At 46.3% G+C, this 26,396-nt stretch carries 24 protein-coding genes; 15 read left to right on the plus strand and 9 right to left on the minus strand.

The genetic code is table 11. The features are described 5' to 3' along the window. Nucleotides 1–4: 4 nt before the first annotated feature. The 4 genes from AB4558_RS08310 to manA are packed head-to-tail and all read left to right on the plus strand — an operon-like array spanning nucleotide 5 to nucleotide 4,738. Complete coding sequence (locus AB4558_RS08310) at nucleotides 5–1,705, plus strand: sugar phosphorylase (protein WP_102394000.1); 1,701 nt, start codon at nucleotides 5–7, stop codon at nucleotides 1,703–1,705. 3 nt (nucleotides 1,706–1,708) lie between these two features. Then, complete coding sequence (locus AB4558_RS08315) at nucleotides 1,709–2,329, plus strand: fructose PTS transporter subunit IIA (RefSeq protein ID WP_102393999.1); 621 nt, start codon at nucleotides 1,709–1,711, stop codon at nucleotides 2,327–2,329. Between the two features lie 14 nt (nucleotides 2,330–2,343). Beyond that, entirely contained in the window at nucleotides 2,344–3,507 is a 1,164-nt protein-coding gene (locus AB4558_RS08320; RefSeq protein WP_102393998.1) for a glycerate kinase, read from the plus strand. Nucleotides 3,508–3,550: 43 nt separating this feature from the next. After that, complete coding sequence (gene manA / locus AB4558_RS08325; protein ID WP_102393997.1) at nucleotides 3,551–4,738, plus strand: mannose-6-phosphate isomerase, class I; 1,188 nt, start codon at nucleotides 3,551–3,553, stop codon at nucleotides 4,736–4,738. Between the two features lie 116 nt (nucleotides 4,739–4,854). On the opposite strand, the gene AB4558_RS08330 is transcribed toward manA, so the two are convergent. From AB4558_RS08330 to uraH, 4 genes are all read right to left on the minus strand, one after another. Further along, entirely contained in the window at nucleotides 4,855–6,216 is a 1,362-nt protein-coding gene (locus AB4558_RS08330) for an 8-oxoguanine deaminase (RefSeq protein WP_102393996.1), read from the minus strand. Nucleotides 6,217–6,377: 161 nt separating this feature from the next. After that, nucleotides 6,378–7,829: a nucleobase:cation symporter-2 family protein gene (locus AB4558_RS08335; RefSeq protein WP_102393995.1), complete on the minus strand. Its 1,452-nt coding sequence runs from the start codon at nucleotides 7,827–7,829 to the stop codon at nucleotides 6,378–6,380. A gap of 217 nt (nucleotides 7,830–8,046) precedes the next feature. Further along, nucleotides 8,047–9,390, minus strand: coding sequence for an NCS2 family permease (locus AB4558_RS08340; RefSeq protein WP_102393994.1), 1,344 nt, complete (start codon nucleotides 9,388–9,390; stop codon nucleotides 8,047–8,049). Nucleotides 9,391–9,900: 510 nt separating this feature from the next. Further along, on the minus strand, nucleotides 9,901–10,254 hold the full coding sequence (gene uraH / locus AB4558_RS08345; protein WP_102393993.1) for a hydroxyisourate hydrolase: 354 nt from the start codon (nucleotides 10,252–10,254) through the stop codon (nucleotides 9,901–9,903). Nucleotides 10,255–10,666: 412 nt separating this feature from the next. On the opposite strand from uraH, the gene puuE reads away from it, so the two are divergent. The 11 genes from puuE (at nucleotide 10,667) to AB4558_RS08400 (ending at nucleotide 18,625) form a co-directional block, all read left to right on the plus strand. Beyond that, nucleotides 10,667–11,602, plus strand: a complete 936-nt coding sequence (gene puuE, locus AB4558_RS08350) for an allantoinase PuuE (protein WP_372154482.1) — start codon at nucleotides 10,667–10,669, stop codon at nucleotides 11,600–11,602. Between the two features lie 26 nt (nucleotides 11,603–11,628). Beyond that, complete coding sequence (gene uraD / locus AB4558_RS08355; protein WP_102393991.1) at nucleotides 11,629–12,144, plus strand: 2-oxo-4-hydroxy-4-carboxy-5-ureidoimidazoline decarboxylase; 516 nt, start codon at nucleotides 11,629–11,631, stop codon at nucleotides 12,142–12,144. A gap of 123 nt (nucleotides 12,145–12,267) precedes the next feature. After that, nucleotides 12,268–13,254 (plus strand): allantoicase, encoded by a 987-nt coding sequence (gene alc, locus AB4558_RS08360; protein WP_146490273.1) that lies wholly within the window; start codon nucleotides 12,268–12,270, stop codon nucleotides 13,252–13,254. A gap of 14 nt (nucleotides 13,255–13,268) precedes the next feature. Next, complete coding sequence (locus AB4558_RS08365; RefSeq protein WP_004732859.1) at nucleotides 13,269–13,829, plus strand: ureidoglycolate lyase; 561 nt, start codon at nucleotides 13,269–13,271, stop codon at nucleotides 13,827–13,829. Between the two features lie 14 nt (nucleotides 13,830–13,843). After that, nucleotides 13,844–15,163: a urate hydroxylase PuuD gene (locus tag AB4558_RS08370; protein ID WP_372158573.1), complete on the plus strand. Its 1,320-nt coding sequence runs from the start codon at nucleotides 13,844–13,846 to the stop codon at nucleotides 15,161–15,163. Between the two features lie 292 nt (nucleotides 15,164–15,455). After that, nucleotides 15,456–16,016 carry a hypothetical protein gene (locus AB4558_RS08375; RefSeq protein WP_017071670.1) on the plus strand — a complete coding sequence of 187 codons (561 nt, stop codon included), beginning with the start codon at nucleotides 15,456–15,458 and terminating at the stop codon, nucleotides 16,014–16,016. Between the two features lie 250 nt (nucleotides 16,017–16,266). After that, nucleotides 16,267–16,506, plus strand: a complete 240-nt coding sequence (locus AB4558_RS08380) for a hypothetical protein (protein WP_017086627.1) — start codon at nucleotides 16,267–16,269, stop codon at nucleotides 16,504–16,506. A 16-nt stretch (nucleotides 16,507–16,522) separates the two neighbouring features. Continuing rightward, a complete protein-coding gene (locus AB4558_RS08385) occupies nucleotides 16,523–16,996 on the plus strand; it encodes a GrpB family protein (protein ID WP_137002188.1) in 474 nt (157 codons plus the stop codon). A gap of 267 nt (nucleotides 16,997–17,263) precedes the next feature. Then, the gene (locus tag AB4558_RS08390; RefSeq protein ID WP_372158577.1) at nucleotides 17,264–17,782 is read left to right on the plus strand and encodes a hypothetical protein; all 519 of its coding nucleotides are present in this window, start codon (nucleotides 17,264–17,266) and stop codon (nucleotides 17,780–17,782) included. 36 nt (nucleotides 17,783–17,818) lie between these two features. Further along, nucleotides 17,819–18,175, plus strand: coding sequence for a MerR family transcriptional regulator (locus tag AB4558_RS08395; RefSeq protein ID WP_017061603.1), 357 nt, complete (start codon nucleotides 17,819–17,821; stop codon nucleotides 18,173–18,175). Nucleotides 18,176–18,235: 60 nt separating this feature from the next. After that, nucleotides 18,236–18,625, plus strand: a complete 390-nt coding sequence (locus AB4558_RS08400) for a carboxymuconolactone decarboxylase family protein (protein ID WP_372158580.1) — start codon at nucleotides 18,236–18,238, stop codon at nucleotides 18,623–18,625. 102 nt (nucleotides 18,626–18,727) lie between these two features. On the opposite strand, the gene AB4558_RS08405 is transcribed toward AB4558_RS08400, so the two are convergent. From AB4558_RS08405 to xdhA, 5 genes are all read right to left on the minus strand, one after another. Beyond that, nucleotides 18,728–19,609, minus strand: coding sequence for an AEC family transporter (locus AB4558_RS08405; protein WP_372158583.1), 882 nt, complete (start codon nucleotides 19,607–19,609; stop codon nucleotides 18,728–18,730). A 286-nt stretch (nucleotides 19,610–19,895) separates the two neighbouring features. Next, the gene (gene guaD, locus AB4558_RS08410; RefSeq protein ID WP_372158586.1) at nucleotides 19,896–21,230 is read right to left on the minus strand and encodes a guanine deaminase; all 1,335 of its coding nucleotides are present in this window, start codon (nucleotides 21,228–21,230) and stop codon (nucleotides 19,896–19,898) included. 59 nt (nucleotides 21,231–21,289) lie between these two features. After that, nucleotides 21,290–22,171 (minus strand): xanthine dehydrogenase accessory protein XdhC, encoded by an 882-nt coding sequence (gene xdhC / locus AB4558_RS08415; protein ID WP_136982330.1) that lies wholly within the window; start codon nucleotides 22,169–22,171, stop codon nucleotides 21,290–21,292. A gap of 54 nt (nucleotides 22,172–22,225) precedes the next feature. After that, nucleotides 22,226–24,616 carry a xanthine dehydrogenase molybdopterin binding subunit gene (xdhB, locus tag AB4558_RS08420; protein WP_372158589.1) on the minus strand — a complete coding sequence of 797 codons (2,391 nt, stop codon included), beginning with the start codon at nucleotides 24,614–24,616 and terminating at the stop codon, nucleotides 22,226–22,228. Further along, nucleotides 24,609–26,054, minus strand: coding sequence for a xanthine dehydrogenase small subunit (gene xdhA, locus AB4558_RS08425; RefSeq protein ID WP_372158592.1), 1,446 nt, complete (start codon nucleotides 26,052–26,054; stop codon nucleotides 24,609–24,611). Before xdhA ends, xdhB begins: the two co-directional genes overlap by 8 nt. Nucleotides 26,055–26,396: the final 342 nt, after the last annotated feature.

Genomic DNA, 26,396 nt, shown 5'->3' on the forward strand with positions numbered 1-26,396 from the left:
AGATATGATTGAAAAAATACTCTTCAACAAAGTCGCCGATATTTATGGTGAAGAAGAAGCACACTCGGTAACGCAAGAGATCTTAGCCTTAATTGAGAAATGGAAGCCAAGTGCTCCACAATACACACCGTGGGTTGATGAGAATACATCTTACCTGATTACTTACGGTGACAGCTTTGCTCGTAACGACGAAAAAACATTGAGCAGTATGAAAAGTTTTGCTGATAAGTACCTAAAAGACTCAATCAGCAATATCCATATTCTACCTATGTTTCCGTACACCTCTGATGATGGCTTTAGTGTGGTCGATTACCGAAAGGTCGATGAGAAGTTGGGTGACTGGGAACACCTCAATGCTTTGTCTGAGAACTTTGATTTGATGTACGACTGTGTGATCAATCACATCTCAAAAAGCAGTGATTGGTTTCAAGGTTACTTAGCAGGTGATACGCAATACCAAGATTACTTTGTTGAGTCTGACCCAAGCCTAGACTACTCGAGTGTTACGCGCCCCCGCGCTTTACCGCTCCTTACACCATTTAGTAAGGCTTCGGGGGAGACATCTCATGTGTGGACTACTTTCTCTGAAGACCAAATTGATATCAACTTCCGAAGCTCGAAAGTGTTGCTAGAAAGTATCGATATTTTATTGATGTATGCAGTAAACGGCGGCCGTTCAATACGCCTAGATGCCATCGGTTTTATCTGGAAAGTATTAAATACAACGTGTATTCACTTGCCGGAAGCACATCAGATTATCCAGCTATGGCGAATCATCTTTGATGAGACGGTTCCTGGCGCGTTACTAATCACTGAAACAAATGTGCCACACAAGGAAAATATTTCGTATTTCGGACAAGGAAATGAAGCACACATGGTGTATCAGTTCCCGCTTCCGCCTTTGACTCTGCATGCATTCATGAGTCAAAACAGTTCTGTATTGACCGAATGGGCGAAAGGCCTAACCGAAGAAGCAATGGCTTCACTGCAGCAAGGGAATAAGACAACTTACTTTAACTTCCTTGCGAGCCATGATGGTGTCGGTGTTCGTCCAACGGAAGGGATCCTGACCAATGAAGATCGTTTGTTAATGTGTGAACAGGTTGAGCGTAAAGGTGGTCGCGTAAACTATAAAAACAACAGTGATGGGTCTCAGTCTCCTTATGAGTTGAATATCAATTACTTAAGTGCATTAACTGAAGCTTCCGATAGTGATGATGAGAAAGCGAGAAAATTCTTGGCGGCTCAATCTATCTTGCTTTCATTTATTGGTGTGCCTGCGATTTACTATCACAGTTTACTGGGCAGTGAGAATGATATTAACGGGATGGTTGAATCGGGTATTAACCGCAGAATCAATCGTGAGAAGTTCGGTTTAGACGAGTTAGAGGCGGAGCTAGCCGAAGCAGGCTCATTGCGCCAACAAGTTTATAGCCAGATGGTTGAGTTGGTGAAGCTGCGTAAAACTCAGCCTGCATTTTCTCCACTTATGAGCCAAAAAGTTCTAGACCTAGGTGAAAAGGTGTTTGCATTGCAGCGCGGCGAAGGAGATGAATCTATTCGCTTTGCTCTGAACTTAAGTGAGGCGCCGCAAGAGATTTGCCTTGATGCAAGTGGTTATGACTTGATTAGTCGTGAGCAGTTAGCAAATGTCTTTACATTGAAACCGTTTCAATTTGTTTGGCTGAAGAGTCATAAGGAATAGCGCATGAAATTATCTAACCTAACGTCCGAAAGCTTAATTCTGTTAGATGCGGTGTTCGATGACCGATTTGCAGCTATTAACGCATTGACTGACAAGATCGACCAAGCTGGAAAATTAACAAATAAACAGCAGTTTTTAGATGCTGTATTGCATCGTGAAGAAGAGGGGCCAACAGCTCTGGGTGAGTACTTAGCGGTCCCTCACGGTAAATCTCCGGCGGTTATTGAGCCTGTGTTTGCCTGTGCTTTCGTTAAAGATGAATTGATGTGGCAGGGTATTGATGGTGATGAGCCCGTCAATATGATCTTCTTGATTGCGATCCCGCCAGCAGAAGCTGGATCTACGCACATGGAAGTGTTAACGACATTGACGTCTTCTCTTGTAGACGATGAATTCCGTGATGAGTTATTGGCCGCGAATTCGACTCAACAGATTATGAAGTTGCTCGGTTCAGAGGACGACTGTTCTCAAGACGCGAGCAATACTCACAGTGAAGCAAAGTCAGACTCTGAATCTCAGAAGCAAGAAGAGCCTGAAATGGCGAAGGACATTAGTCAAATAGCCTACCCGGTGGTTTTAGGTATTGGCCTGGTCATTTCAGCGTTTTTGTTCTTACTGCTCTAGAGTGAATATCTTCGATGAAAATAGTGATTGCTCCAGACTCATTTAAAGAGTCGCTGACAGCTAAGCAGGTCTGTGAATGCATTGAACAAGGTTTTGTTCAAGTATTTCCACAAGCTGAATACGTACACCTTCCTCTCGCGGACGGTGGTGAGGGAACGGTTGATGTGTTGATGCAAGGTTTAGAGGGCGAGATAAGACTTTCGCCAGTGACCGGGCCGCTAAAGTTAGATTCACTCGACTGTGGTGTGACGGCTCAATGGGCGCTACTTGATAACGGCAGTACTGCCTTAATTGAAGTGGCGGCGGCATCAGGCTTAGATCTGCTCGATGTTTCTCAACGTAACCCTGCAGTGACCACTACCTATGGTACTGGCGAGCTCATATGTGAAGCATTAGGTCTAGGTGTGAGCAAAATAATGCTTGGCCTCGGTGGTAGTGCAACCAACGATGGTGGGGCTGGTATCGTACAGGCTTTAGGTGGAAAGCTACTGGATCGAGAAGGAAACGAATTACCAAAAGGCGGTGCTGCGCTTTCTAATCTTGCCCGCATCGATTTGTCTGGTGTTCACCCCCGTTGTAAGCAAGTGGAATTCATAGTGGCATGCGATGTTGCGAACCCACTTGTTGGGGGTAATGGAGCTAGTGAGGTGTTTGGTCCTCAAAAAGGAGCGTCTCCAAGTTTGATTGCTGAATTAGAGCGTTGTTTATCTAACTTTGCCAAGGTTGCTTTCTCAATAACTGGTGTCGACCGTTGTTCTAGCGCTGGGTTTGGAGCTGCGGGTGGCACCCCTTTGGGTGTCTCCTTGTTATTTGATGTTCAAATTAAGCCTGGGATTGAGATGATTTTAGATGCGTTAGACGCTGATAAAGTTCTAGAACAGGCTGATCTGGTGATTACGGGCGAAGGCCAAATGGATAACCAAACCCTGCAAGGTAAAACGCCATTTGGCATTGCTAAGCGAGCTAAGGCGAAGTCGATTCCAGTGATTGGAATTGCAGGTTCTTTAGGTTCTGAAATCGATGATTTATACGCCACAATCGACAGTGCTTTTGCCACTGTTCGCTCACCACAGAGCCTTGAACAAGTGCTTCAAGAGGCGAGCATGAACGTGACTCAAACATCTCGAAATATCGCTGCTACCCTCAAGTTGGGTGCGTCAATGATTAATGTTAAGTAGCTGACTAAGTTTGATTACTTGCAAGTGATACAAAGAAATATCTATGTCTTTATTTAAATTAGATAATGTTATTCAGCATTATCCGTGGGGAAGTAAACAGTCTATTTCTGAGCTGTTTGATATTCAAAATCCTAATTCCGAACCTCAAGCTGAAATTTGGATGGGGGCTCACCCTAGAGGCTGCTCAAGAGTTGCTGATACAGGCCAGCTGCTATCGGAGGTTTTAAGCCAAGATAGCAAGGGAATGTTTGGGGAATACACGGAAGCAAGGTTCGGCGAACTACCTTATTTGTTTAAAGTTCTCGCAGCAGAAACCCCTCTATCGATACAAGTACACCCAAGTAAGAAAAAGGCCCAGCTTGGTTTTGAACGAGAGAATAAGCTAGGCATTAGTTTGGATGCATCGAATCGAAACTACAAAGATCCTAACCATAAACCTGAACTGGTTTATGCGCTGACTTTCTACAAAGCTATGAATGGTTTTAGGCCTATTCCGCAAATTATAGAGCTGTTTAAAGAAGCCGAAATTAGCGCACTGGATATTGAGATCTCTGCACTAGCAATTAGTCCCAACAGCGAAGGCTTGAAAGTGTTTTTTACCTCGGTGATGACACTTGAAGGTGAGCGAAAAAAGTTAGCGCTAGAGCAGCTGTATTCGGCTTATGAACGTAGAGCGAAGACTGCTATGGGGCGAGAAGCATTACAGTACAGCAAAGGCTTTGAACAGCATTATGTCGATGATATTGGTTTATTTTCGCCACTCATGTTGAACACAATCGAGCTTGCACCGGGTGAGGCAATGTTTTTGCATGCCGAAACCCCGCATGCTTATATCGAAGGTACTGGGCTAGAGATTATGGCGAACTCAGATAATGTGTTACGTGCAGGTCTCACTCCTAAGTTTATCGATGTACCTGAATTGATTGATAATACGTGTTTTGAAACGACGGATATCGAAGGCATCAAACTGAAACCTATCGAGAAAGAAGACAAGTTGAGTTTCCCTATACCTGTTGATGATTTCGGCTTCGACATCTTGTCAGTGAACGAAGAGGTCTGCCAACAGTATCTACGGAGCGCAGAGATTTTATTTTGTATCGGTGGTGAGGTAACGGTTTCAACTAAAGAGCACAAGTTAATGCTGAGTTCAGGTGAGTCAGTGTTCATCAGTAACGATGCTGGAATGTATGAATATCAGGGACAGGGAATACTTGCTCGAGCGTACAACTAAGTCGAAATTTGTCTAGTCGAAAGCATCCAGTTGTTATCACTCAATTTCTCTAGTGACACAAGAAAGGCCGACATCATGTCGGCCTTTTTGTTTTCGCTTTTCTAGTTGGCGTGTACCTAGTTATTCATCGCCAGTTTACCTAGCTTCATTGCAGCTGCATGGTGGCGGTGCATTAGTTGTTCCATGTCTACGCCAATCACAGCGCCATCGTTCACTCGCCACTTACCTGCAACCATCACTTTATCTGCTTGTTGAGCGCCGCAGAGTAGTAGTGCTGCAAGTGGATCGTGGCTGCCAGAGAAGCGAATGTCATCAAGTTTGAACATCGCGATGTCGGCTTGTTTGCCGACCTCTAGCGTACCAATGTCGGTTCTGCCCATTGCTGCTGCAGAGCCGGATGTTGCCCAGCGCAATGCATCAAAGTGTGAAACATTTGCAGAGCCATATTGCAGGCGCTGTAGATACATCGCCATGCGAACTTCGGCAATCATATTGGAGCCGTCGTTTGAAGCAGAACCGTCCACACCCAGCCCGACCTTTACACCCGCGGCCTCGAGGTCATTATTCTTACAAATACCGGAAGCCAACATCATGTTGGAAGTTGGGCAGTGGCTGATACCTATTCCTGCTTTACCCAAACGCTTAATCTCTTCTGGGTTGAAGTGAATACCATGAGCAAGCCAAGTGCGTTCATTGAGCCAGCCGGCATCTTCTAGGTAATCGACAGGGCGCAGGCCAAACTTCTCAATACAGAAGTCTTCTTCGTCTAAGGTTTCGCACAGGTGGGTGTGCATCATTACGTTCTCACGCTCACTGATCTTGGCGGTCTCTTTCATCAGATCTGTGGTGACCGAGAATGGCGAACAAGGCGCGAGTGCGATTTGAATCATCGCCCCTTCATCACGCTGGTGGTAATCACGAATCAAGCGTTGGCTGTCATCAATGATGGTTTGTTCGGTTTGAATGGTGTGTCGTGGAGGTAGTCCACCTTCATCTTCCCCAAGGCTCATGGAACCGCGAGTGAATATCGCCCTTACGCCCAACTTCTCTGCCGCCTCGACTTGTAAATCAATGGCGTGTTCAAGCCCGTTTGGCAGCAAGTAATGATGGTCCGACGCTGTAGTACAGCCCGACATCATTAACTCGACCAGCGCCAGCTCTGTAGCAAGGCTCATCATCTCAGAATCGAGGTTGGCCCAAACCGGGTAGAGGCTTTGCAGCCAATGGAAGAGTTCTTTATTGAGTGCGCCAGGGTAGGCTCGCGTTAGGGTTTGATAGAAGTGGTGGTGCGCATTGATAAGCCCAGGAGTCACAACATGACGAGAGGCGTCGACGCTGTAATCTACGGGGGAGGTCGGCTCTTTGTGTTTGCCAACCAGTTCAATGATTTTATTACCTTTAATGACAATGCCGCCTTCTGCATCAGCCAGTGAGCCAGTGTAGATTGCGAGAGGATTCTTAATCCAGATGGTTTCCATTCATAGTAGTCCTTAGCCATCTCAGCCTTTTCAGGGAAGAGGGTCTTTATTTGGTATTTGTTGTTAAAAGATAAATTCGAATCAAGGGCGATGAAACATTCAGTGTTCTCATTACGCCCGTGATTCTACGGAAATCGGTTTTACGCTAGTTCGAGAATCAGTTAGTTCGTTTTTGGCTCAGGGTTATCTGATGCCGTTTGAACGTCAGTTTCTGTTGTTGCTTGTTGAATCTCTAGCTGTTCGTTTGAGTGTAGCTCTTCTTCTGCTTGTTCTTTCATTTCTAGCTCTACTTGCGCTTGGCTTTCGGCTAAGGCTTCTTGTTCTTCTGCGCGTGAAGATTTAGGCAATACAAGGTTAAGAACAACCGTCATGATGGTGCCTGTGGTAATGCCCGAGTGAAGGAAGGTCGCCAAATCATGTGGCAAGTGTTGTAGCAGTCTTGGTTCGAAGGTGACGGCTAAGCCAGACGCTAAACCTACACAGATTACTAAGGCATTTCGCTTGGTGTCTGCGGCCTTGATCAACATGCGGATACCCGCGTAAGCAATCATCCCGAACATCACAAAGCCCACACCACCCAAAACAGGTTTCGGAATCGTGACGGCAATAGCGGCTAATTTCGGGAATAAACCACCTAAAATTAACAAACCACCGGTTGCAGCTACTACATAGCGACTTGCTACACCTGTGATACCCACAATACCGACGTTTTGGCTGAATGACGCCAGTGGCATTGCCGTTAAAATTGAAGATAAGGTACTGCCAAGGCCATCGCCTAGAAGGCCACGTTTTAAATCTTTACCGGATACTTGGGTTTGACAGTTGTTACCGAGTGCCATGAAATCACCCGTTGCTTCAGCGATAACCACGATGTACACCAAGCTCATGCTGATGATGGCACTCGCAGAAAAGGTGAAGCCATATTTGAAAGGTTCAGGGCCACCAACCCAAGCGGCAGAACTGATTTGCTCAAGGTCGACCATGCCAAGCGATAGCGCCACAATGTAACCCCCCGCTAAACCAATCACGATAGCGGAAGCAGCAACCGCGCCTTTACAGTAAACCGACACGCCAATCACTATCCCCAAAGAGACCAGTGCGAGAAACAGTTTAGGTAGAGTGGCGAATTGTTCCGTGTTGGCAGGAGAGTCGCCAACCCAGTTCATGGCAACCGGTAAAATGGTTAAGCCGATTAAGGTAACCACCACACCACTTACCACGGTCGGGAACAGTTTTCGAACCTTGTCCATATAGAAGCTGGCACCAATTACCACGAATGAGCCGATAAGTGCCGAGCCCATGATCGCGGCGACACCGCCTTCGTTGCCGATTGAAATGGCGACGCCCAAAAAGGCAAAGCTCGAACCCATCACCACAGGCAGTCGAATGCCAACAGGGCCAAAACCGAGACATTGAGCGACGGTTACAATACCTGACGCCAGCAGCGCAGCATTGATCAGCGAAACGATCTCGGTGTTAGGCAAGCCAATTGACGCGCCGACAATAAGGGGAACAGCGACGATGCCACCAATTGAGGCGAGCATGTGCTGTAATGCGAGTAGGAAGGTTAAGCCGTGAGGCGGTCTTTCATTTAGGGTGTACAGAAGTTTCATTTGATATTCCTCTGCCTGTGTTTCCGTTTACAGGCGATTGGCGGTCAAATAATGACTTCTACAAACTGCGTAGGGTCATAAAAAAGGTGCACTAACCGAGCGGATATTTGTGTGTTCCGCTGATTAGCACAATTAGCTTTTTCTTAAAAATGTTGTTCTAGCATGTGACTTGATAGCTCGGCCTGCGAACAAGCCAAGCGATAGTTACGTTGGGTGATTAACCGATGAACACGAGCTTCGCGACAAAAATAGCCGCTAAGAAGTACATCGAAATCGAGACGTCTTTTGTTTTGCCTGTCGCCAGTTTCAGCACTGTGTAGGTAATGAAACCCAGTGCGATACCATTCGCGATAGAGAAGGTCAGAGGCATCATTAACGCTGTAATGGCTGCGGGAGCACCGTTGGTGAAGTCTTTCCAATCAACGTGCTGCATGCTGCTCATCATCACGAACGCTACGTAAATTAACGCGCCAGAGGTTGCGTAAGCGGGGATCATGCCAGCAAGTGGAGATAGGAAAATTGCCGCTAAGAACAACACACCAACCACAATCGCAGATAGGCCTGTACGTGCGCCTGCTGCAACACCGGCTGCACTCTCTACATAACTGGTTACTGGCGGACAGCCTACACACGCACCTGCCACGCTTGAAATACTGTCGGCTTTCAGTGCTTTGCTTAGGCCTTCAATCTTGCCCGTTTCAGGGTTGGTCAGGTTTGCACGCTCAGCTACGCCCATCAAGGTACCAGCTGTATCGAACATGTTTACAAAAAGGAAAGCCAAGATAACGCTGATCATCGATACGTTTAGTGCACCGGCGATATCCATTGCCATAAAGGTAGGCGCTAAGCTTGGTGGTGCAGCGAAGAAGCCATCGTAGTGAACTAGGCCAAGCATCATGCCGACTAGCGTTACACTCAAAATACCGATAAGCACCGCGCCAAACACTTTACGCTCACTCAGAACCGCAATGATCAAGAATGCAATCGCAGCAAGCAGAGCTTCTGGTTTCGTGAAGTCACCCAATGAAACCAAAGTTGCTGGGTTTTCGACGACGATACCCGCTGTTTTTAAGCCAATTAGACCTAAGAACAAACCAACACCTGCAGTCATTGAATAGCGCAAGCTCTCTGGAATACTCTCGATGATCCATTGGCGGACTTTGTAAAAACTCATCCCGACAAACAAGATACCGGAGATAAACACCGCACCCAGTGCCACCTCCCAGCTGTAACCCATTTCGCTCACAACCGTGAAAGAGAAGAAGGCGTTCAAGCCCATGCCCGGTGCAAGGCCGACAGGCCAGTTCGCGAATAAGCCCATTAACAAACAACCAATCGCGGCACCAATACAGGTAGCGACAAATACAGCCCCTGCATCCATACCTGAAGCGGCCATGATTTGTGGGTTAACGAAGATGATATAAGCCATGGTTGCGAAGGTGGTGACACCGCCGACTAACTCATTTTTTACGCTGCTTCCGTGTGCCTTAATCTTAAAGAGTTTCTCTAAAATTCCGTTGTTCGCATTTTGGTTGAGTATTTCTGTTTTACTCTCACTCATGTCTGCAAGTCCTTTTATGTTGTGATCCATTTATTGAATACAGCGAGATTTCAATATTAAGTTTTAAGGTTTTTCCTAGCTCTAACTCGTTATGAATAAGCTTTTCGTGGCTCATTTTTTAACTGTTAACGTTGTTAGTATTTTTATGTGAGCGTGTTGAGGGTCTGTTGACCTTTCGCGGTTAAATTTTGTTCGAGATAGAATCGTTTTAGGCGCGGCAAGGAGTATGTAGCCTAGTCACTCTAAGTAAATACTTCTTAACAAAGCATAAAACGATTCTAGCCGAACCCTTCGGGCAGCCTTTGTGGTTCATTTCTACTGCGTTATCGGCTTCTCATGTAGGCTAGCTACACATCAAAGCCTCTGCCTTGTAGAAATTTTCCACAAAGCGCTGCAAAAATCAGCTCGAAAGGTCAACAGACCCTACTGAGCGCGCATCTTTTTAGATGCACGCATGAATCTGTTTATTATTGGGTGATAGAGCCTAGATCGGGATTCTAAGCATCGGGACTAACTGCCCCGATAAGTCGAGAAACTGTATGGTGAGACTAAAAGCGGAACGTGGTAGTGCGCATCGGGATCATCCAAGCCGAAGCGAATAACCACATCGTCTAGGAAAGGCACGCCATCCAATTCCACACCTTTGTTTTTGTAGTAGTCGGCTACATAGAATACCAATTGATATTTTCCCGGTCGGAATTCATTCCCAGCCAGAATCGGCGCATCGGTTCGGCCATCGGAGTTAGTGATTACCGTCGCCAACTTTTCTGTTGAGTCTTCATTGACCTTATAAAGCTCTACCTTGATCTCTGCACCCGGTAAGCCGTGAGTTGTGTCTAATACGTGTGTTGTTAATCTTCCCATAGTCCTTTAATAGCGCTTTTGGCGCTCCTCTGTTCCGTGGTTTATGTATCCATTTCGACCTTGCAAAAGAGTGCAACTGGTCACTTTGTTATCACTAACTATGTACGAACTGTACACAATTAGTAAAGCGAATTGTTGGAAAAATGTTAACTATTGTGTCTTTTTTTCTGGCTTTATAGATCCTGATTATCGTTTTTTGGTGAGGTTGTGGTTTGTTAAGTTATTGTTTTTAAATTACAAAAGTAACAAAATTTAACTTGAATAACAAAATCTTTACATTGAGATAAATAATTGTATACAATAAATGTACAGGGGTAAGGTTGCTCGGTTTTTGGAAAATCCATTCACTGATTCATTTTGATGAACCAGTGAAAGAGCGGCTAAGCCAACCACTTATGTTAGGAGTACTTGGATGAATAAGGATTATTCAAGAAATTTGATCGGTTACGGAGCTAACCCTCCAAACCCTCAATGGCCAGGTAATGCGCGCGTCGCGGTTTCTTTTGTATTGAACTATGAAGAGGGTGGTGAGCGTTGTTTGTTACATGGAGACGACGAGTCTGAAGCCTTTCTCTCAGAGATCCCGTCAGCACAGCCGATCAAAGGCGAACGTCACATGAGCATGGAATCCATCTATGAATATGGTAGCCGTGCGGGTGTATGGCGTGTTCTTCGCTTGTTCGATGAATATGAAATCCCACTGACCGTCTTTGCGGTCGCAATGGCGATTGAGCGTCACCCAGATGTTGCCAAAGCCATGGTCGAAGCGGGCCACGAAATCTGTAGTCACGGTTATCGCTGGATAGACTATCAATACATTGATGAGTCAGAAGAGCGTGATCATATGACCAAGGCGATTGAGATTATCCAACAAGTGACGGGTCAACGACCACAAGGTTGGTATACCGGTCGAACGGGGCCAAATACGCGTCGCTTGATAGCAGAAGAGGGCGGCTTCCTTTACGACTCAGATGCCTACGATGATGACCTGCCTTATTGGCACACCGAAACTGGTCATCCGCAATTGGTGATCCCTTACACACTCGATGTAAACGACATGCGTTTTTCAACGGCGCAAGGTTTTAACTCTGGTGAGCAATTCTTCCAATATCTGAAAGACACGTTTGACACCCTTTATATGGAAGGCGAAACCGCACCGAAAATGATGTCGGTTGGGCTGCATTGTCGTCTTATTGGTCGTCCCGGTCGTATTGCTGCATTAAGACGTTTCTTAGATTACGTAAAACAGCATGACAGCGTGTGGCTATGTCGTCGAATCGATATCGCCAACCACTGGCACCAACATCACCCGTACCAACAACAAGCTAATTATCAACAGAAAAAATAACGAAGCGAGAAGCAAGGAGGCTATACGTGACTGAATTTCGATCATGCCAACCAACAACCATGGAACGCGATACCTTTGTCGCTCACTTTGCTGATGTTTACGAACACAGCCCGTGGGTTGCAGAAGTGGTGTATGACCAAGGTTTGAATGCCGAAGACGACCATATCGAGAATCTTCATCTGAAAATGGCATCGACCTTGTTAGGTGCAGACCAAGGCAAACAGTTGGCTTTGATCAACGCTCACCCGGATTTAGCCGGTCGAGCAGCAGTAAACGGCGAACTCACCGAGTCGTCGACCAAAGAACAAGCGGGGGCGGGCATCGACCAGTGCAACGCCGAAGAATTTGAAAAATTCACTTCTTACAACAACAGCTACAAAAGTCGCTTCAATTTCCCTTTTATCATGGCGGTGAAGGGAGCCAATCGTTACCAAATTCTTGAGTCGTTCGAGATGCGATTAGGAAATGATAGTGAAACTGAGTTTGCTACGGCGATTCAAGAGATCAACAAGATCGCGATGTTTCGTCTCTGGGATATGTAAGTTAACGGAGTTAACAGCTATCTCAGCCCAGTCTTAGTGCGTTAAAGGTTTGATTTGTAAAAACATAAGCCACTAAGTTCTCATTTTATTATTACTTGATTAATTTCATAGGATTACACGGACATGACCCATAAATTTGAACAGTACATAAACCTTGCAGACGAAAAACTCGGCGCAGAAGCTATCTTCGCAACCGACGATTTTTTCGCAGATAAAAGCCGTCTACTCAGCCACGCAGCGCCAGAGTGGAAAGACGACTTATATGACGACAACGGCAAGTGGATGGACGGCTGGGAAAGCAGACGCAAACGCGGCGAAGGTTACGACTACTGTGTCGTTCGCCTTGGTCTAGCTGGCACCATTGCTGGCGTTGATATTGATACCTCATTCTTCACAGGTAACTTCCCACCCTCGGCATCAATTGACGCGTGTTATTCACCACAAGGTGAGCCAACAGACTCAACAGAGTGGCAAGAAATTCTGCCTTCAATGGCACTACAAGGTGATCATCATCATCTTGAAGAAATCGAAAGTGACCAAGTATTTACGCACCTACGTTTGAACATCTACCCAGACGGCGGTGTCGCACGTCTACGTGTTTATGGCCGACCAAGCGTGGATTGGGACGCAATAGATTCTCAGCAACAAGTTGACCTAGCAGCCGTTGAACACGGTGGCCGAGCACTCGCATGTAGCGATGAGCACTACGGTAACAAAGCCAACATCTTAGGCCCAGGCCGTGGTGAAAACATGGGTGATGGCTGGGAAACAGCACGTCGTCGCACACCGGGTAACGACTGGGTTATCGTGGCATTAGGCCACCCAGGTAATATCGAACGTATCGTTGTGGATACGGCACACTTCAAAGGTAACTACCCAGACAGCTGCTCAATCCAAGCGGCTTACGTGAAAGGCGGTACCGACGACCAAGTAGAAACACAAAGCCTATTCTGGCGTGAACTGTTGCCTGCACAAAAGCTGCAAGCGCACGAGATTCACGAATTCATTTCTGAGGTAAACGACCTTGGTGCGATTACCCACGTACGTGCAAACATATTCCCAGATGGTGGTATCAGCCGTTTGCGTCTGTTTGGTACGAAAGCGAAATAGGTAAGGAAATGAGTATGAGTAATGGAATACGTCGTTTATCCATCGAACCGTTAACCAAGCAGGCTTTTGCAGAGTTTGGCGATGTTATCGAGTCCGATAATAGTGATTTCTTCATGATCAACAGTGGATCAACACGTCGCTACCACAAGCTAGCGACAACGGATGTGCAAGACCAAGACGGAGAAGCCATCATCAGCATCTTCCAAGCCACACCGCTGAGCTACCCACTGACCATCAAAATGTTAGAGCGTCATCCACTTGGCTCTCAGGCATTCATTCCATTACTTGGTCAACCCTATTTAATTGTTGTTGCGCCAAAAGGCGACGATCCAACATTAGCCAATAGCCGAGCTTTCTTGAGCAACGGCCGTCAAGGAGTGAACTATCACAAAGGGGTGTGGCATCACCCAGTTCTCGCCCTCACCGATCAAGACCAGTTCTTGATCGTCGATAGAGGCGGCGAAGGACACAACTGTGACGAAGTTTATTTCGACAGCGACCGAGTGGCGTTGCATTTGGACGATCTGCCAACGGACGACAATAAGGAAGAGCAACGCTTAGCTAAAGCGTTGTGATACAGGAGTTTATTATGGATCCGCATATTACAGAATGGTTGAATTTAGCAATACGCTGGGCTCACATGATTGTTGGTGTTGCATGGATAGGCGCATCATTTTACTTTGTTTGGTTAGAGAACAACCTTAACCGAGTTAACCCTAAAACGGGCCTTTCAGGCGACTTATGGGCAATTCACGGCGGTGGTATTTATCACCTAGAGAAGTACAAACTTGCGCCCCCAGAGATGCCAGAGCACCTGCACTGGTTCAAATGGGAAGCCTACTTCACGTGGATCACCGGTGTGTGTTTACTGGGTGTGGTTTACTACCTTAACGCTGAAATCTACCTGATTGCACCAGGCTCTGGCCTTGATTCAACAACGGCAATCGCGATTGGTATTGGTTCATTCGTTGCCGGTTGGTTTATCTACGACTTACTGTGTGACTCGCCATTAGGTAAAACCCCCGTGTTGCTTGGCGTTGTGCTGTTTTTGCTGCTCGTCGCTGCGACGTACGGCCTAACTCAAGTGTTCAGTGGCCGTGGTGCTTACATTCATGTGGGTGCAATCATTGGTACCATCATGGTGGGTAACGTATTCCGCGTTATCATGCCTGCACAACGTAACTTGGTGAAAGCGATTGAAGAGAAGCGCGAACCGGATCCGGCATTGCCAGCGAAAGGTCTACTGCGTTCTCGTCACAACAACTACATGACCCTGCCAGTGCTGTTCATCATGATCAGTAACCACTTCCCAAGCACTTATGGCTCGGAATACAACTGGCTGATCCTTGCTGGGCTAGCGATTTTCAGTATCTTGGTGCGCCACTACTTCAATACCCGTCACGGTAGTCAGAAGTTTGCATGGACAGTGCCAGTCGCGGCATTGGGTATGATCACGCTTGCGTTTGTTACTTCACCTTACGCGAAAAAACAGATGACTCCAGTTGTACAAGCTCCAGTGGTTCAAGAAGTGCAAGTAAGCGCGACTGAATCAGCGACAGAAGAGGCTGCTTCGAACGCCACCGCTTCAACGACGGCCAGTTCTCAAGCTGTTCCTGCAGACCACGCAATGCAAACGGCTAGCGCAGGTGTAAGCTTTGAAACCATCAACAAAGTCATTCAAGAGCGCTGTTCGGTGTGTCACTCATCAACCCCGAGCCACGCTGCTTTTGCTGCTGCGCCAGCCGGTGTGATGTTTGATACCCCAGAAGAGATTAAAGCCAACGTCCCAAGGATTGTTGCTCAAACCGTAACAACCAAGGTGATGCCGCTCGGCAACATGACTCAAATGACCGACGAAGAACGCGCACTGATCGGTACTTGGGTAGAGCAAGGCGCTACGCTTCAATAATGATGTGAATCCTTTACCTAAGAGCATGAGTCTTAGGTGAGGCTTGGGGAGAGTTTGGTTTCGGGCACGCGCCAAACTCATCCCACCCTGTTTCCCCGGTTCCTATAACCGGGGCTTTTTGTTTTTGGACAGATAAAAGTAGGTACATCATTTAGTCCGATTATAGATGGATTTTTCAGTAAGAACGCTCTGTAAGCTTCTGTTATTTTTGATTTAAAAGAGTTGTTTTAAACTTTAGGAATTCTGTGTAACACTTCATTTGTTGAGTACGTCCAGCTGTAATTAGGGAATTATGAACAAAGAAACTGAAAAAATACTAAATGATTTGAAACTGTCTATTGATGAAGCTGCGAGGCACAGAGAAATATGGTGGGAACTAGGTGTTTCTGAAAATAGGACAAAATTTAAAAAGGAGTTCGAGTCAGAGGAGTATAATTATTATCTACATGCGTCATACGAAGCACATAGTTTGGCTATGCTATTGGCTTTGGGACGAATTTTCGATAACGACAGTAGATCTTCAAGTATTCGAAGCTTAAAAGATAATTTAACAGCTAATGGGCACACTAGAATAGTAGATATAATCTCTCAAAGTCTCCACTCGTATTCTACTTCAGTACAGAAAGTACTAGATATTCGGAGTAAAATTATTGCTCATACAGATATGAGGTATGATGACAGATCTGTACTAAGGGATAATTCATTGAGTCCGGATGAGATTAAGGATCTAATCTTTGCAGTTAGAGAGACTTATTATGTCGTATTGCGTCACTTTTTTTTGAATACTAAGCAGCATCCAGATGGATCGTTTGGTGAGTCTGCGATTAAAGTGTTAACTAAGCTACAAGCTTGAGAAGCCTTTTTTGAGATGTATTTTAAATGTGTAGTTTGCTTTGCAATGCTTACTATTATTGGTGAAGCCGTGAGTTTGGACTCGTGACACTGACCAACTCAGGCATTTTAAGTTAATTTCTTTCTCGATTATCTAGCGAATATTGCTTTTGCGTTATTCAAGCATATGAATTTAGTTCTATATTTAGCACTTGATGTGAATACCTACCCATGGCACTTTTAGTCCAAATTGACTTTAGTTAGGACAAAAAATGGAAGACTTGATAGTCGCGTATTTTAGGGCATTGAGCTCATTCTTTAGGTATCTGTTTCAGTCGATATTGATTGAGTTCATTGGTTACGGAGCTGGCTGGATAGTTTGTAAAGTATTCACATTGGGGCGCTTCCCCCCATTGATTCCAACTGAAAAAGAGCGAACCAGAATCTCTTATATCGGAGCTATTAGCATCGTGTTGCTTCTGTTAGCAATTGGTGTGTTCAATAGTTTGTGATTCGGAGTAAGGATATATGAAATTTTACCCCGCGGAACAATACCAAGCAGCTTGCAACGAGCTGTTTATCCGATACGAACGTGACATCAAAAAGCTAATCCCTAACGCGAGAGTTGAGCACGTAGGTGCATCTTCTATTCCATCTGCAGTATCTAAAGGCGACTTGGATATATTCGTCGGTATTGAATCGAGTGAACTTGAGTACGCCATTGAACAACTCACAACACTCGGCTTCAATGAGAAACTCGATACCTTAAGAACGCCGGAGCTGTGCATGTTGGAGTCTACATCAGGACATGACGTGGCCTTGCAAGTAGTTGCCAATGGTTCTGAGTTCGAATGTTTTCTAAGGTTTCGTGACAAGCTACGTGCGAATCCGGCATTAGTGGAGCAATACAACACCCTCAAAATGTCTTGTGAAGGTTGGCCACAAGATGAATACCGCGAAAAGAAGTCGGCTTTTATCGAGCATGTGTTGGCTTTGAAATAACAACAAGTTTCGATTGGATATTATTCATCCAAATCCTAACTTTTTGTGCTGTTTTTACTTTCCTCTTACACTCTTTTCAAATATCGAATTTAGTATCAAATTTCTCTTTGTTATACAGGCAAGTCTCTCATTATGAAGAACTTCTTTGATAGCGAACTCATGCTCTCTAGCTCTTTGAATTTCGTTTTTCTATCGCTTGGGCTAACGCTCCTTTTTCATCTTCCGATTTGGTGTGGGTTCAATTTGAGCCGACGCAAGTGGAAGCTCATGGATTATTTATGGCCGTTTCTAGCGGGTATCGGGATGCTGGGCGCTGTGTCTGAGATTCGTGCGAAAGTAGCGGGTGATTGGGTTGAAACAGAACAAACCAGAGCGGTGGCGATTTTAGAGTCGGTTCAGCAGTTTTCTTTGGATAAGCTGCGAAGTGATACCTGCACCGGTCAGCCGTCTTTAGATAATCACGCTCAGCACCATGAAGCGTGTTTGTGGTATTTGAATACGGCGATCACGTTCAAAGATGTCGATTTCACCTTGTTACCCAACGCATCGGATTTTACGGTTCCTGCGCCGAGCGTGTCGCTGGTTGAAAGCGATGCCGTGTGGGTGGATGGTATGTTGAGTCAGTATGAGAAGCAGAAAAACCAATACATAAAAACCAGAGAAGCGCAGGTGAAGCAGCCATTAGAAAGCCTCTTCTGGTATGTGAGTCCTTACTTAGTCTGTTTCGCTATTGCGTTGCGTTTGACGAAAGTGACCGCAGAGCTCAAATTAGAGAAGTGCGCATAGTTTGAGTTCCTATACCCAGATAGAAAAGGTGAAGTAATGAATGTGAGTGAGTTTTCTCGGTTGGTGGGTTTGTCAGCCCACACGCTTCGCTACTATGAAAAAATCGGTTTGTTGAAAAATGTTCAGCGAAACAGCAGCGGGCATCGAGTCTATACATCGAAAGACGTTACCTGGATTGAGTTCGTGAAGCGCTTAAAAGACACCGCAATGCCACTGGATGAGATTTTAGAATACGCAAAGCTAAGGGAATTAGGGCCAGAATCGACTTCGCAGCGCCAAGTGTTGCTCGAACAACATCAACAGAATTTGAGGTCCCATATCGAAGAGCAGCAAAAGCATCTGGCTGCGCTAGAGCAAAAAATTAGTTTGTATCGAGATGGAAAAGTCCGTTGACTTAGAGTCGACTCTAACTTGTAAGGTGTTCCTGTGAACTATAAATACAGGAACAAACTCATGAATCAATCACGTTTTGAAACTGGCATAGAAAGACTGAATCATATCGACGGAGAAGCAGGGCAACAGGTTATTGAAAGCCTGCAAGACATCTGCCCTGATCTTGCCAAATATACTATCGAGTATCCCTTTGGTGACATCTATTCACGCCCCGGCTTGGATTTGAGATCGCGAGAGATCGCGACCGTCGCTGCCCTTACCGCACTCGGTAATTGTGCCCCTCAGCTTAAGGTGCATTTGAATGCGGCACTCAATGTTGGATGCAGCGAGGAAGAGATTAAAGAAGTGATACTGCAGATGTCGGTGTATGCGGGATTCCCTTCGGCATTAAATGGCATGTTCGCATTTAAAGAAGTGCTTGCCGAGAGAGACACAGTTCGAGACAAATAGATAATTTATTCTGAAAAGGGAGCGTCAACTTTGCTAAGTTGCGCTCCCTTTTTATTGATTGGCTTAATTTTAAAGGTCGTAAAACTGAAGGTTAGTGGTTCTTTAAGACGACATAGACAGCGCGAATGACAGCAAGATAGGTAAAGTCACCACACTCAGGAAGTTACCGAACAACACCATAGACGCGACCTTGGGAGGCTCGACATTGAACCTTTCTGCGAACAGGTAGTTCATCACGGCGGGTGGCAGCATGGTGAACAGCACCATCATCTGTAGGTGCAACGTAGGCAGCGGAATAAAGAAGTAGATGATGGCAAAGGCGATGGCACCAGTAAACAGCGATTGAGCCGTACACAGCAAGCCAACTTTGAGTCCGCTTAGCTTCAAGTTCACCATTTGCGAACCTAGCGATAACAGCATGATAGGTACGGCTGCTTGGCCGAGTAGCGAAGTGGCTTCATAGATTGGATCCCACACTGCAATACCAGATAGGTTCAACGTCATCGCTAATGCGGCGGCTAAGAATATAGGCATCTTGAGGATCTGTTTGATCGGGTTACCTTCGCTTAGTAGCGCCAAACCGACACTGATATGAACACACGCCGACACCACAAACAGCAGTACCGCTGGGGCTAATGCACTTTCGCCAAAGGTATACGTGAATAGGGGGATCGCAAGGTTGCCGCTATTGCGAAACATGTGTGGCGGAGCCCAAGCTTTGAAGTTGAGCTTAAAGATCTTACAGATCGGAATCATTAATAAAGCTGGCACTAACACCGCAACTAAAGACGCAGAGATGAGTGGCAGTTGTTCAGTGTCGAGAGGCATGGTGGTCAGCGAGGCAAACACCAAAGCAGGGATACAAACATCCATGTTGATGCGATTGATCGGTTTGAAATCGGGTTTGAGCCAACGACCGACAGCAAAGCCAGCACTGGCTAGAGCAAAAACGGGAAACAGAATGCTGACGACCTGTTCGAACATAGAATTCCTTTCTAGATTAGGTGCTTCCATTTAGCTGAGAAACGAATGTTTGAGAGAGATGCTAAAGTGAAGTATGAAGTCGAAATGTATAAACATTAACCTATCAATATAATGACTTGGCGTCACCGAAGATCGTTGTCTGTGAGCGGTTAATTTATATTTCTTTGAATGAAGCACAAAAAAGACCAGTGGCATCAGCAACTGGCCTTTCAAGGCTAGATAAATCTGGACGGATTTTTAATTACGACGGCTGCCGCTGTCTAGCGATTGTTACTCGGTTTTCAGTCTAGCTAACGAGCTTTTTGTAGTCTTTGAAATTCACGTCGTAGGCTTTCTCACCGTAGATGTAAGTCTCGCTGACGGTTCTGTCGTCACCCAAACTCATTAGTACAAATAGCTTCTCTTCAAGCTTGGTCGCTTGTTCCATTCTAAAGCGCATCAATTGTGTGGCGTGCAAGTCGAGCACTACGAAATCCGCTTCTTTTCCTACTTCCAAGTTACCGATCTTGTCTTCTAAATGCAGAGAACGTGCGCCGCCTAGTGTTGCTAAGAACAGGGATTTAGCTGGGTGAAGCTTCTTATGTTGTAGTTGCATGATCTTGTAGGCTTCACTCATCGTTTGCAGAATCGAGAAGCTAGTGCCTGCGCCTACATCGGTACCCATACCAACACGAATGCCGTGCTCTTCCATCTCTGGTAATCGGAATAAACCTGAGCCTAAGAACAGGTTAGAGGTCGGACAGAAAGCGATGGCAGATTCGGTATCCGCTAGACGCTTACATTCGCAGTCAGACAGGTGAATACCATGGGCGAATACGGAGCGTTTGTGCAGTAGACCATAGTGGTCATATACATCCAAATAGCTGTCGCGTTCAGGGAACAGTTCTTTTACCCATTCAATCTCTTTCTCGTTTTCAGAAAGGTGTGTGTGCATGTATACGTCAGGGTATTCTTCAAGAAGTTTACCAACGGTAGCCAATTGTTCTGATGTGCTGGTTGGCGCGAAACGAGGTGTCACGGCATAAAGCAAACGGCTGCGGTTGTGCCATTTCTCAATCAGTTCTTTGGAGTCGGCGTAGCCAGATTCTGGCGTGTCGGTGAGGTAATCAGGCGCATTGCGATCCATCAAAACCTTACCCGCAATCATACGTAGGTTGCGCTTCTCAGCTTCTTCAAAGAAAACGTTAACCGACTCTTTGTGTACCGTGCCGAACACGAGTGCCGTGGTTGTGCCGTTGCTTGCTAGTTCGTCTAGGAATAGCTTCGCCACTTTGTGTGCGTAGACTGGGTTTTTGAAGCGCTTTTCTTCTGGGAAGGTGTAGTTCTCTAACCAATCAAGAAGTTGCTCACCGTAAGACGCGATCATCCCTGTTTGAGGGTAGTGGATGTGCGTATCAATAAAGCCAGAGGTGATCAGCTTGTCTTTGTATTCTTTGACTTCGAGTGTTTTAGGTTGGCGAGCCAATACCTCGTCGACATGGCCCAAGTCGACGACATGGCCGTTCTCAACCACTAAAACACCGTCTTCAAAATAGTCGTAAGACTCATCGATGCCGACGTCTTTTGGGTCGGCGACGCTGTGTAAAATACTGGCGCGATAAGCTTTGCGTTGCGTTGTCATGTTTACTTCCTTTTAATGACTTCAGCGACGTTATGGCCACTGAAGCTTTGCGACTTGTGTTAGGCGATCTTCTCTTCCAATGGTGGTTCGCCTACGTCGCTTGGTTGACTGTGTTGATCGGTCAAACCCTGATTTCGATATTGTTTGGTTGGGCGCTTTTGTTCAAGCGCTTGGCCTTGATAGTGTGCGATCAGTTCACCCGCAACCGATACCGCAATTTCGGCAGGATGTTTGCCATTCACGGCGCTAATGCCAATCGGGCAAAGCATGGTTTCGATTTGTTCTTGGCTGTAGCCGCGCTGCTCTAAGCGGAAGTCGAATTTCTTACGCTTGGTAAGCGAGCCGATCATGCCAAAGTAACGGCTGTCTTCACGGTCAATAATGGCTTTGGTTAGGTCAAAATCGAGCTGGTGGTTGTGGGTCATCACAAGGTAATAACTGTTTGGTTGCATGTGTTTCACTTCACCGACTGGGTCGTCTGAGACAAGCTTTTTAACACCGTGTGGCAGCGTTTCAGGGAACACTTCTTCACGTTCATCAATCCAGGTCACACGGAAGGGCAGAGTCGCGACAATGTGCAGCAGCGCTTTGGCAACGTGCCCAGCGCCAAACAGCACAAGGTGATTCTGCTGAGTGCCAATCGGTTCAAAGCTTAATGTTGCCATTCCGCCACAACACTGGCCCAAACGAGCGCCTAGGTTAAAACGTTCCACTTTGAGCGACTTTTCACTGGCAATCAGCATCTCTCGAGCCATTTTAGTGGCCACATGTTCAAGGTGACCACCACCAATCGTAGCGATGATTCGGTCACGAGTGACAAGCATCTTGGTACCCGCATCACGCGGCACTGAGCCTCTGTCTTCAAGCACTGTCACCATCACACATGGCTCGTAGTTCTCTTCCAGTTTTGCCAGTTCGTGAATCCAATTATCCTTAAACATATGTCCTCCTAAATCCCTTTTTATGCTTCCCAAGCTAAACGATCGATATGAGCCCTAAGCCGTTTCTGATTGAGCATCGACCGAAGTCGGAGCCGTTTCAGAGACTTCCTGAATCGCCATCAGAATGCGCTCTGGCGTTGCAGGCGTGTTGAGCTTTGGAATCGCGCCATCGACAGCGACATAGCTAATCGCATCTTTCAGTGCGCTCCATACCGACATACCCAACATGAAAGGTGGCTCACCCACGGCTTTCGAGTTGAAGACTGTGTCTTCTGGGTTGCTGCGGTTTTCCAAAAGGTGCGTTCTGAAATCAATCGGCATATCAGCAATCGCAGGGATTTTGTAACTCGCAGGGCCATTAGTCATTAAGCGACCTTGTTGGTTCCATACCAACTCTTCTGTGGTTAACCAACCGACACCTTGCACAAAGCCACCTTCGACTTGGCCGATATCAATCGCTGGGTTCAATGAAGCGCCCACGTCATGCAAAATATCAACACGTAGAATCTTGTTTTCACCGGTTAGAGTATCGACGATAACCTCTGAACAAGATGCGCCATACGCGTAGTAGTAGAACGGGCGACCGCGTGCTTTCTCGTGATCGTAGTAGATCTTCGGAGTGCGGTAGAAACCAGTGCTCGATAGCGAGATTTGGTTAAACCAAGCCAGTTCAACAAATGAGTTGAAGGTCATGATTTCGTCGCGGATCTGCACCATGCCGTTCTTAAACACCACTTCTTCAGGCCACACTTTGAAGTGCGAAGAAGCGAAGTCGATCAGGCGCTGCTTAATGGTTATTGCTGCGTTTTGCGCGGCCTTACCGTTGAGGTCGGCGCCCGATGAGGCTGCGGTTGGTGATGTGTTCGGAACTTTGTCTGTGTTTGTAGCGGTGATCTGGATACGTTCGACATCGACTTGGAACTCCTGTGCAACGATTTGTGCCACTTTGATGTTCAAGCCTTGCCCCATTTCCGTACCACCGTGATTCAAATGAATACTGCCATCGGTGTAGATATGGATGAGCGCACCTGCTTGGTTCAAGAAAGTCGCAGTAAACGAGATGCCGAATTTCACTGGTGTGATCGCAAGGCCTTTCTTTAAGATAGGGCTCTGCTTGTTGAACTCAGCGATGTCTTTACGACGTGCGTGATAGTCACTGCTGCGCTCAAGCTGTTCGGTTATCTCAGGTAAAAAGTTGTCTTCAACGGTTTGGTAGTAATGGGTCACGTTACGGCCTTCTTCGCCGTAGTAGTTCGCCTTACGTACTTCCAAAGGATCTTTTTTCAGGTAACGCGCAATCTCGTCCATAATGTGTTCAATGGTCATCATGCCTTGCGGACCACCAAAGCCACGGTAAGCGGTGTTCGATGCTGTATTGGTTTTGCATCGATGACCGACCACAGTTGCATCACCTAGATAATAGGCGTTGTCTGAGTGGAACATCGCGCGGTCGACAATAGAACTTGATAAGTCTGGCGAGTAGCCACAGTTACCTGCAACGGTAATATCGGCACCTTGAATCACACCATTGTCGTCAAAACCGACCGTATATTGATTGTAGAACGGGTGGCGTTTACCAGTTTGCTGCATGTCTTCATTGCGCAGCAAACGCATTTTTGTAGGTCGACCTGTAAGGTGAGCAATAACCGCAGCCATACATGCTGGAGAGGCCGCTTGGGTCTCTTTACCACCGAAACCACCACCCATACGACGCATATCAATCACGACTTTGTGCATCGGTACGCCAATCACTTCCGCAACCAGTTTTTGAACTTCGGTCGGGTTTTGTGTCGAGGTGTAAACGATCATGCCGCCGTCTTCGGTTGGCATCACGCTACTGATTTGAGTTTCTAGGTAGAAGTGTTCTTGTCCGCCGATCTCTAGGTCGCCAGAGATCACGTGTTTTGCTTTTGCCAGTGCAGCTTTAGAGTCGCCACGTTGTTGAGTGTGGCTTTCTGTTACGAAGTGCTCTTTGTCTAGCGCTTCTTTCACATCAAGAATCGCAGGTAGCTCTTCGTATTCAATAATGGCTGCATGTGCGGCTTTGCGTGCCGTTTCTAAATCGTTGGCTGCCACAGCAATCACGGGTTGGCCGTAGTATTCAACTTTGCCATCGGCAAGCAGTGGGTCACCCGGAAGAATCGCACCGATATCCAGCTCACCCGGTACGTCTTTGGCTTGAATGGCAATTGCCACACCTTCGAATTCGTAACATGGTGACAGGTCTATTTTGGTGATGTTGGCGTGTGCTTGCGTGCTCAGGCGAGCGTAGACATGCAGTTGATTTGGGAACTCTAGGCGGTCATCAATGTATACCGCTTCGCCCGTGACTTGCTTGGCTGCACTGTCGTGTTTAACGCTTTTACCGACGCCAGTTTTAAGGTCTTGTTTTGCAATGGTAACCATCTCTTCGTGGGTCATCGCATGCTCGTGTGATTTAGACATAAGACGTTACCCTTGTTTCGATTTGGTTGTTTTTGTTCTGTTGTTCAATGAAGTAGCGACGCAGCATGTTGGCCGCCGACAATGAACGGTATTCTTGGCTTGCACGGAAATCAGAGAGCGGCTCAAAGTCGTTATACAGTTCCTGCATCGCTAACTTAATATTAGCGTCTGTCCACGGTTTGCCTAATAACGTATTTTCACAACGCGCCGCGCGCTTAGGTGTTGCAGCCATACCGCCAAAGGCGATACGAGCGTAAGAAACCTTGCCGTCTTCGATTTGAATATCAAACGCACCACACACCGCAGAGATGTCGTCGTCTAAACGTTTAGACAGTTTGTAAGCTCGGAAGCTGTCGTTAGTTGGCTTAGGAATGATGATCTGTTCAATGAACTCACTCTCTTTTTGCGCCGTCACTTTGTAGCTGATGAAGTAATCTTCAATCGGCATGGTGCGTGACTCGTCACCGCAACGAAGTTTGATCTTTGCGTTAAGGGCAATCAGCAGAGGAGGGGTGTCACCGATAGGCGAAGCATTCGCTACATTACCGCCGATGGTGCCTTGGTTACGCACTTGCAGTGAAGCAAAGCGATGCAGCAGTTCACCAAAATCTGGGTAGTGTTTTTTCAATAGTGAGTAAGAATCACTGATAGGCAGGTTGGCACCAATGATTAGATCGGTGTCGGTCTCTTCACATACCTTCATGTCTTCAACAAGGTTCACGCTGATCAGCGTTTCAATCTCACGATGGAATTGCGTCACTTCCAGCGCTAAATCCGTACCGCCAGCAACCAGCTTAGCGTTCGGGTGGGCTTGAAAAAGCTTGGCCAACTCATCGGTGCTTTTTGGGGAAAAAGCGGTGAGGTGACCAAGGCGTAAGTTGGCCTCAGTGTCTTGAATGCTTTCTAGCTTCTTGATGGTGTTGCGTTCAAGTTCAGCAAATTGGTCGATCAAAGGTTGGTCTGTTGAAAGTGACATCGCAGCATCAACAATTGGTCGGTAGCCTGTACAACGACATAGGTTACCCGCCAGTGATTCCATGACGTCTTCTTTGCTCGCATCGGGTTTGTTCTTGCCTAGCGCAAACATCGACATGATGAAGCCCGGTGTGCAGTAACCACATTGGGAACCGTGAAAATCCACCACCGCTTTCTGTACTGGGTGCAAAGAGCGATCTCGGTTTTGTAGATCTTCTACTGTGATCAGTTGCTTTCCATGCAGCGCTGAAACGAACGTCAGGCAAGAGTTCACCGAGCGGTATTGCAGCTGTCCATCAACCACTTCACCCAGAACTACCGTACATGCACCACAGTCACCCGACCCACAACCTTCTTTGGTACCGGTTTTATTAACCTTGGTACGAAGGTAGTTGAGCACTGTCATATTTGGCGACAGATTATCTTCATGTCTTATTTCCTGATTGAGCAAAAAAGTAATCAAGAGACCTCCTTGTAAATCGACATATTTCCATGTGTATTCTTTTTGACTTCTAGGTCAATAATTATCCATCCTGACCCTGCGGTCAACTATTTATTTACAAAAATGCAACAAATAGTCTTTTGTAGGGATTGTGTACAATTTTATTTTAACTTTAGTTGCTTGTTTTATAAGGGGTTGAATTAAAAGTGAACAGTTTTATGATGTGAATGAATTGATAGCTATGTATACAAGATAAAGGAGGGGTTTATGGCACTGTTGGAAGTGATTCTATAGAGGCTAAGATCGTTGTTGAGGGCAGAATAGGCAGTGTTTTAGATGGATGTGAGCCGATCGTCGTCTTTA

Origin of the sequence: Vibrio sp. 10N.222.51.C5 (assembly GCF_041474575.1) — a bacterium.
GTDB classification, from domain to species: domain Bacteria; phylum Pseudomonadota; class Gammaproteobacteria; order Enterobacterales; family Vibrionaceae; genus Vibrio; species Vibrio crassostreae_C.

What these genes read in the sequence shown, in the direction of transcription:
- guaD (WP_372158586.1), bottom strand. Translation starts at nt 21,230, where the DNA reads ATGACAACGCAACGCAAAGCTTATCGCGCCAGTATTTTACACAGCGTC.
- xdhB (WP_372158589.1), bottom strand. Translation starts at nt 24,616, where the DNA reads ATGTCTAAATCACACGAGCATGCGATGACCCACGAAGAGATGGTTACC.
- AB4558_RS08330 (WP_102393996.1), bottom strand. Translation starts at nt 6,216, where the DNA reads ATGGAAACCATCTGGATTAAGAATCCTCTCGCAATCTACACTGGCTCA.
- AB4558_RS08390 (WP_372158577.1), top strand. Translation starts at nt 17,264, where the DNA reads ATGGATTATTTATGGCCGTTTCTAGCGGGTATCGGGATGCTGGGCGCT.
- AB4558_RS08375 (WP_017071670.1), top strand. Translation starts at nt 15,456, where the DNA reads ATGAACAAAGAAACTGAAAAAATACTAAATGATTTGAAACTGTCTATT.
- AB4558_RS08400 (WP_372158580.1), top strand. Translation starts at nt 18,236, where the DNA reads ATGAATCAATCACGTTTTGAAACTGGCATAGAAAGACTGAATCATATC.
- AB4558_RS08365 (WP_004732859.1), top strand. Translation starts at nt 13,269, where the DNA reads ATGAGTAATGGAATACGTCGTTTATCCATCGAACCGTTAACCAAGCAG.
- xdhC (WP_136982330.1), bottom strand. Translation starts at nt 22,171, where the DNA reads ATGTTTAAGGATAATTGGATTCACGAACTGGCAAAACTGGAAGAGAAC.
- puuE (WP_372154482.1), top strand. Translation starts at nt 10,667, where the DNA reads ATGAATAAGGATTATTCAAGAAATTTGATCGGTTACGGAGCTAACCCT.
- AB4558_RS08370 (WP_372158573.1), top strand. Translation starts at nt 13,844, where the DNA reads ATGGATCCGCATATTACAGAATGGTTGAATTTAGCAATACGCTGGGCT.
- AB4558_RS08335 (WP_102393995.1), bottom strand. Translation starts at nt 7,829, where the DNA reads ATGAAACTTCTGTACACCCTAAATGAAAGACCGCCTCACGGCTTAACC.
- manA (WP_102393997.1), top strand. Translation starts at nt 3,551, where the DNA reads ATGTCTTTATTTAAATTAGATAATGTTATTCAGCATTATCCGTGGGGA.
- AB4558_RS08395 (WP_017061603.1), top strand. Translation starts at nt 17,819, where the DNA reads ATGAATGTGAGTGAGTTTTCTCGGTTGGTGGGTTTGTCAGCCCACACG.
- AB4558_RS08310 (WP_102394000.1), top strand. Translation starts at nt 5, where the DNA reads ATGATTGAAAAAATACTCTTCAACAAAGTCGCCGATATTTATGGTGAA.
- AB4558_RS08340 (WP_102393994.1), bottom strand. Translation starts at nt 9,390, where the DNA reads ATGAGTGAGAGTAAAACAGAAATACTCAACCAAAATGCGAACAACGGA.
- AB4558_RS08405 (WP_372158583.1), bottom strand. Translation starts at nt 19,609, where the DNA reads ATGTTCGAACAGGTCGTCAGCATTCTGTTTCCCGTTTTTGCTCTAGCC.
- AB4558_RS08380 (WP_017086627.1), top strand. Translation starts at nt 16,267, where the DNA reads ATGGAAGACTTGATAGTCGCGTATTTTAGGGCATTGAGCTCATTCTTT.
- AB4558_RS08315 (WP_102393999.1), top strand. Translation starts at nt 1,709, where the DNA reads ATGAAATTATCTAACCTAACGTCCGAAAGCTTAATTCTGTTAGATGCG.
- AB4558_RS08385 (WP_137002188.1), top strand. Translation starts at nt 16,523, where the DNA reads ATGAAATTTTACCCCGCGGAACAATACCAAGCAGCTTGCAACGAGCTG.
- alc (WP_146490273.1), top strand. Translation starts at nt 12,268, where the DNA reads ATGACCCATAAATTTGAACAGTACATAAACCTTGCAGACGAAAAACTC.
- AB4558_RS08320 (WP_102393998.1), top strand. Translation starts at nt 2,344, where the DNA reads ATGAAAATAGTGATTGCTCCAGACTCATTTAAAGAGTCGCTGACAGCT.
- uraH (WP_102393993.1), bottom strand. Translation starts at nt 10,254, where the DNA reads ATGGGAAGATTAACAACACACGTATTAGACACAACTCACGGCTTACCG.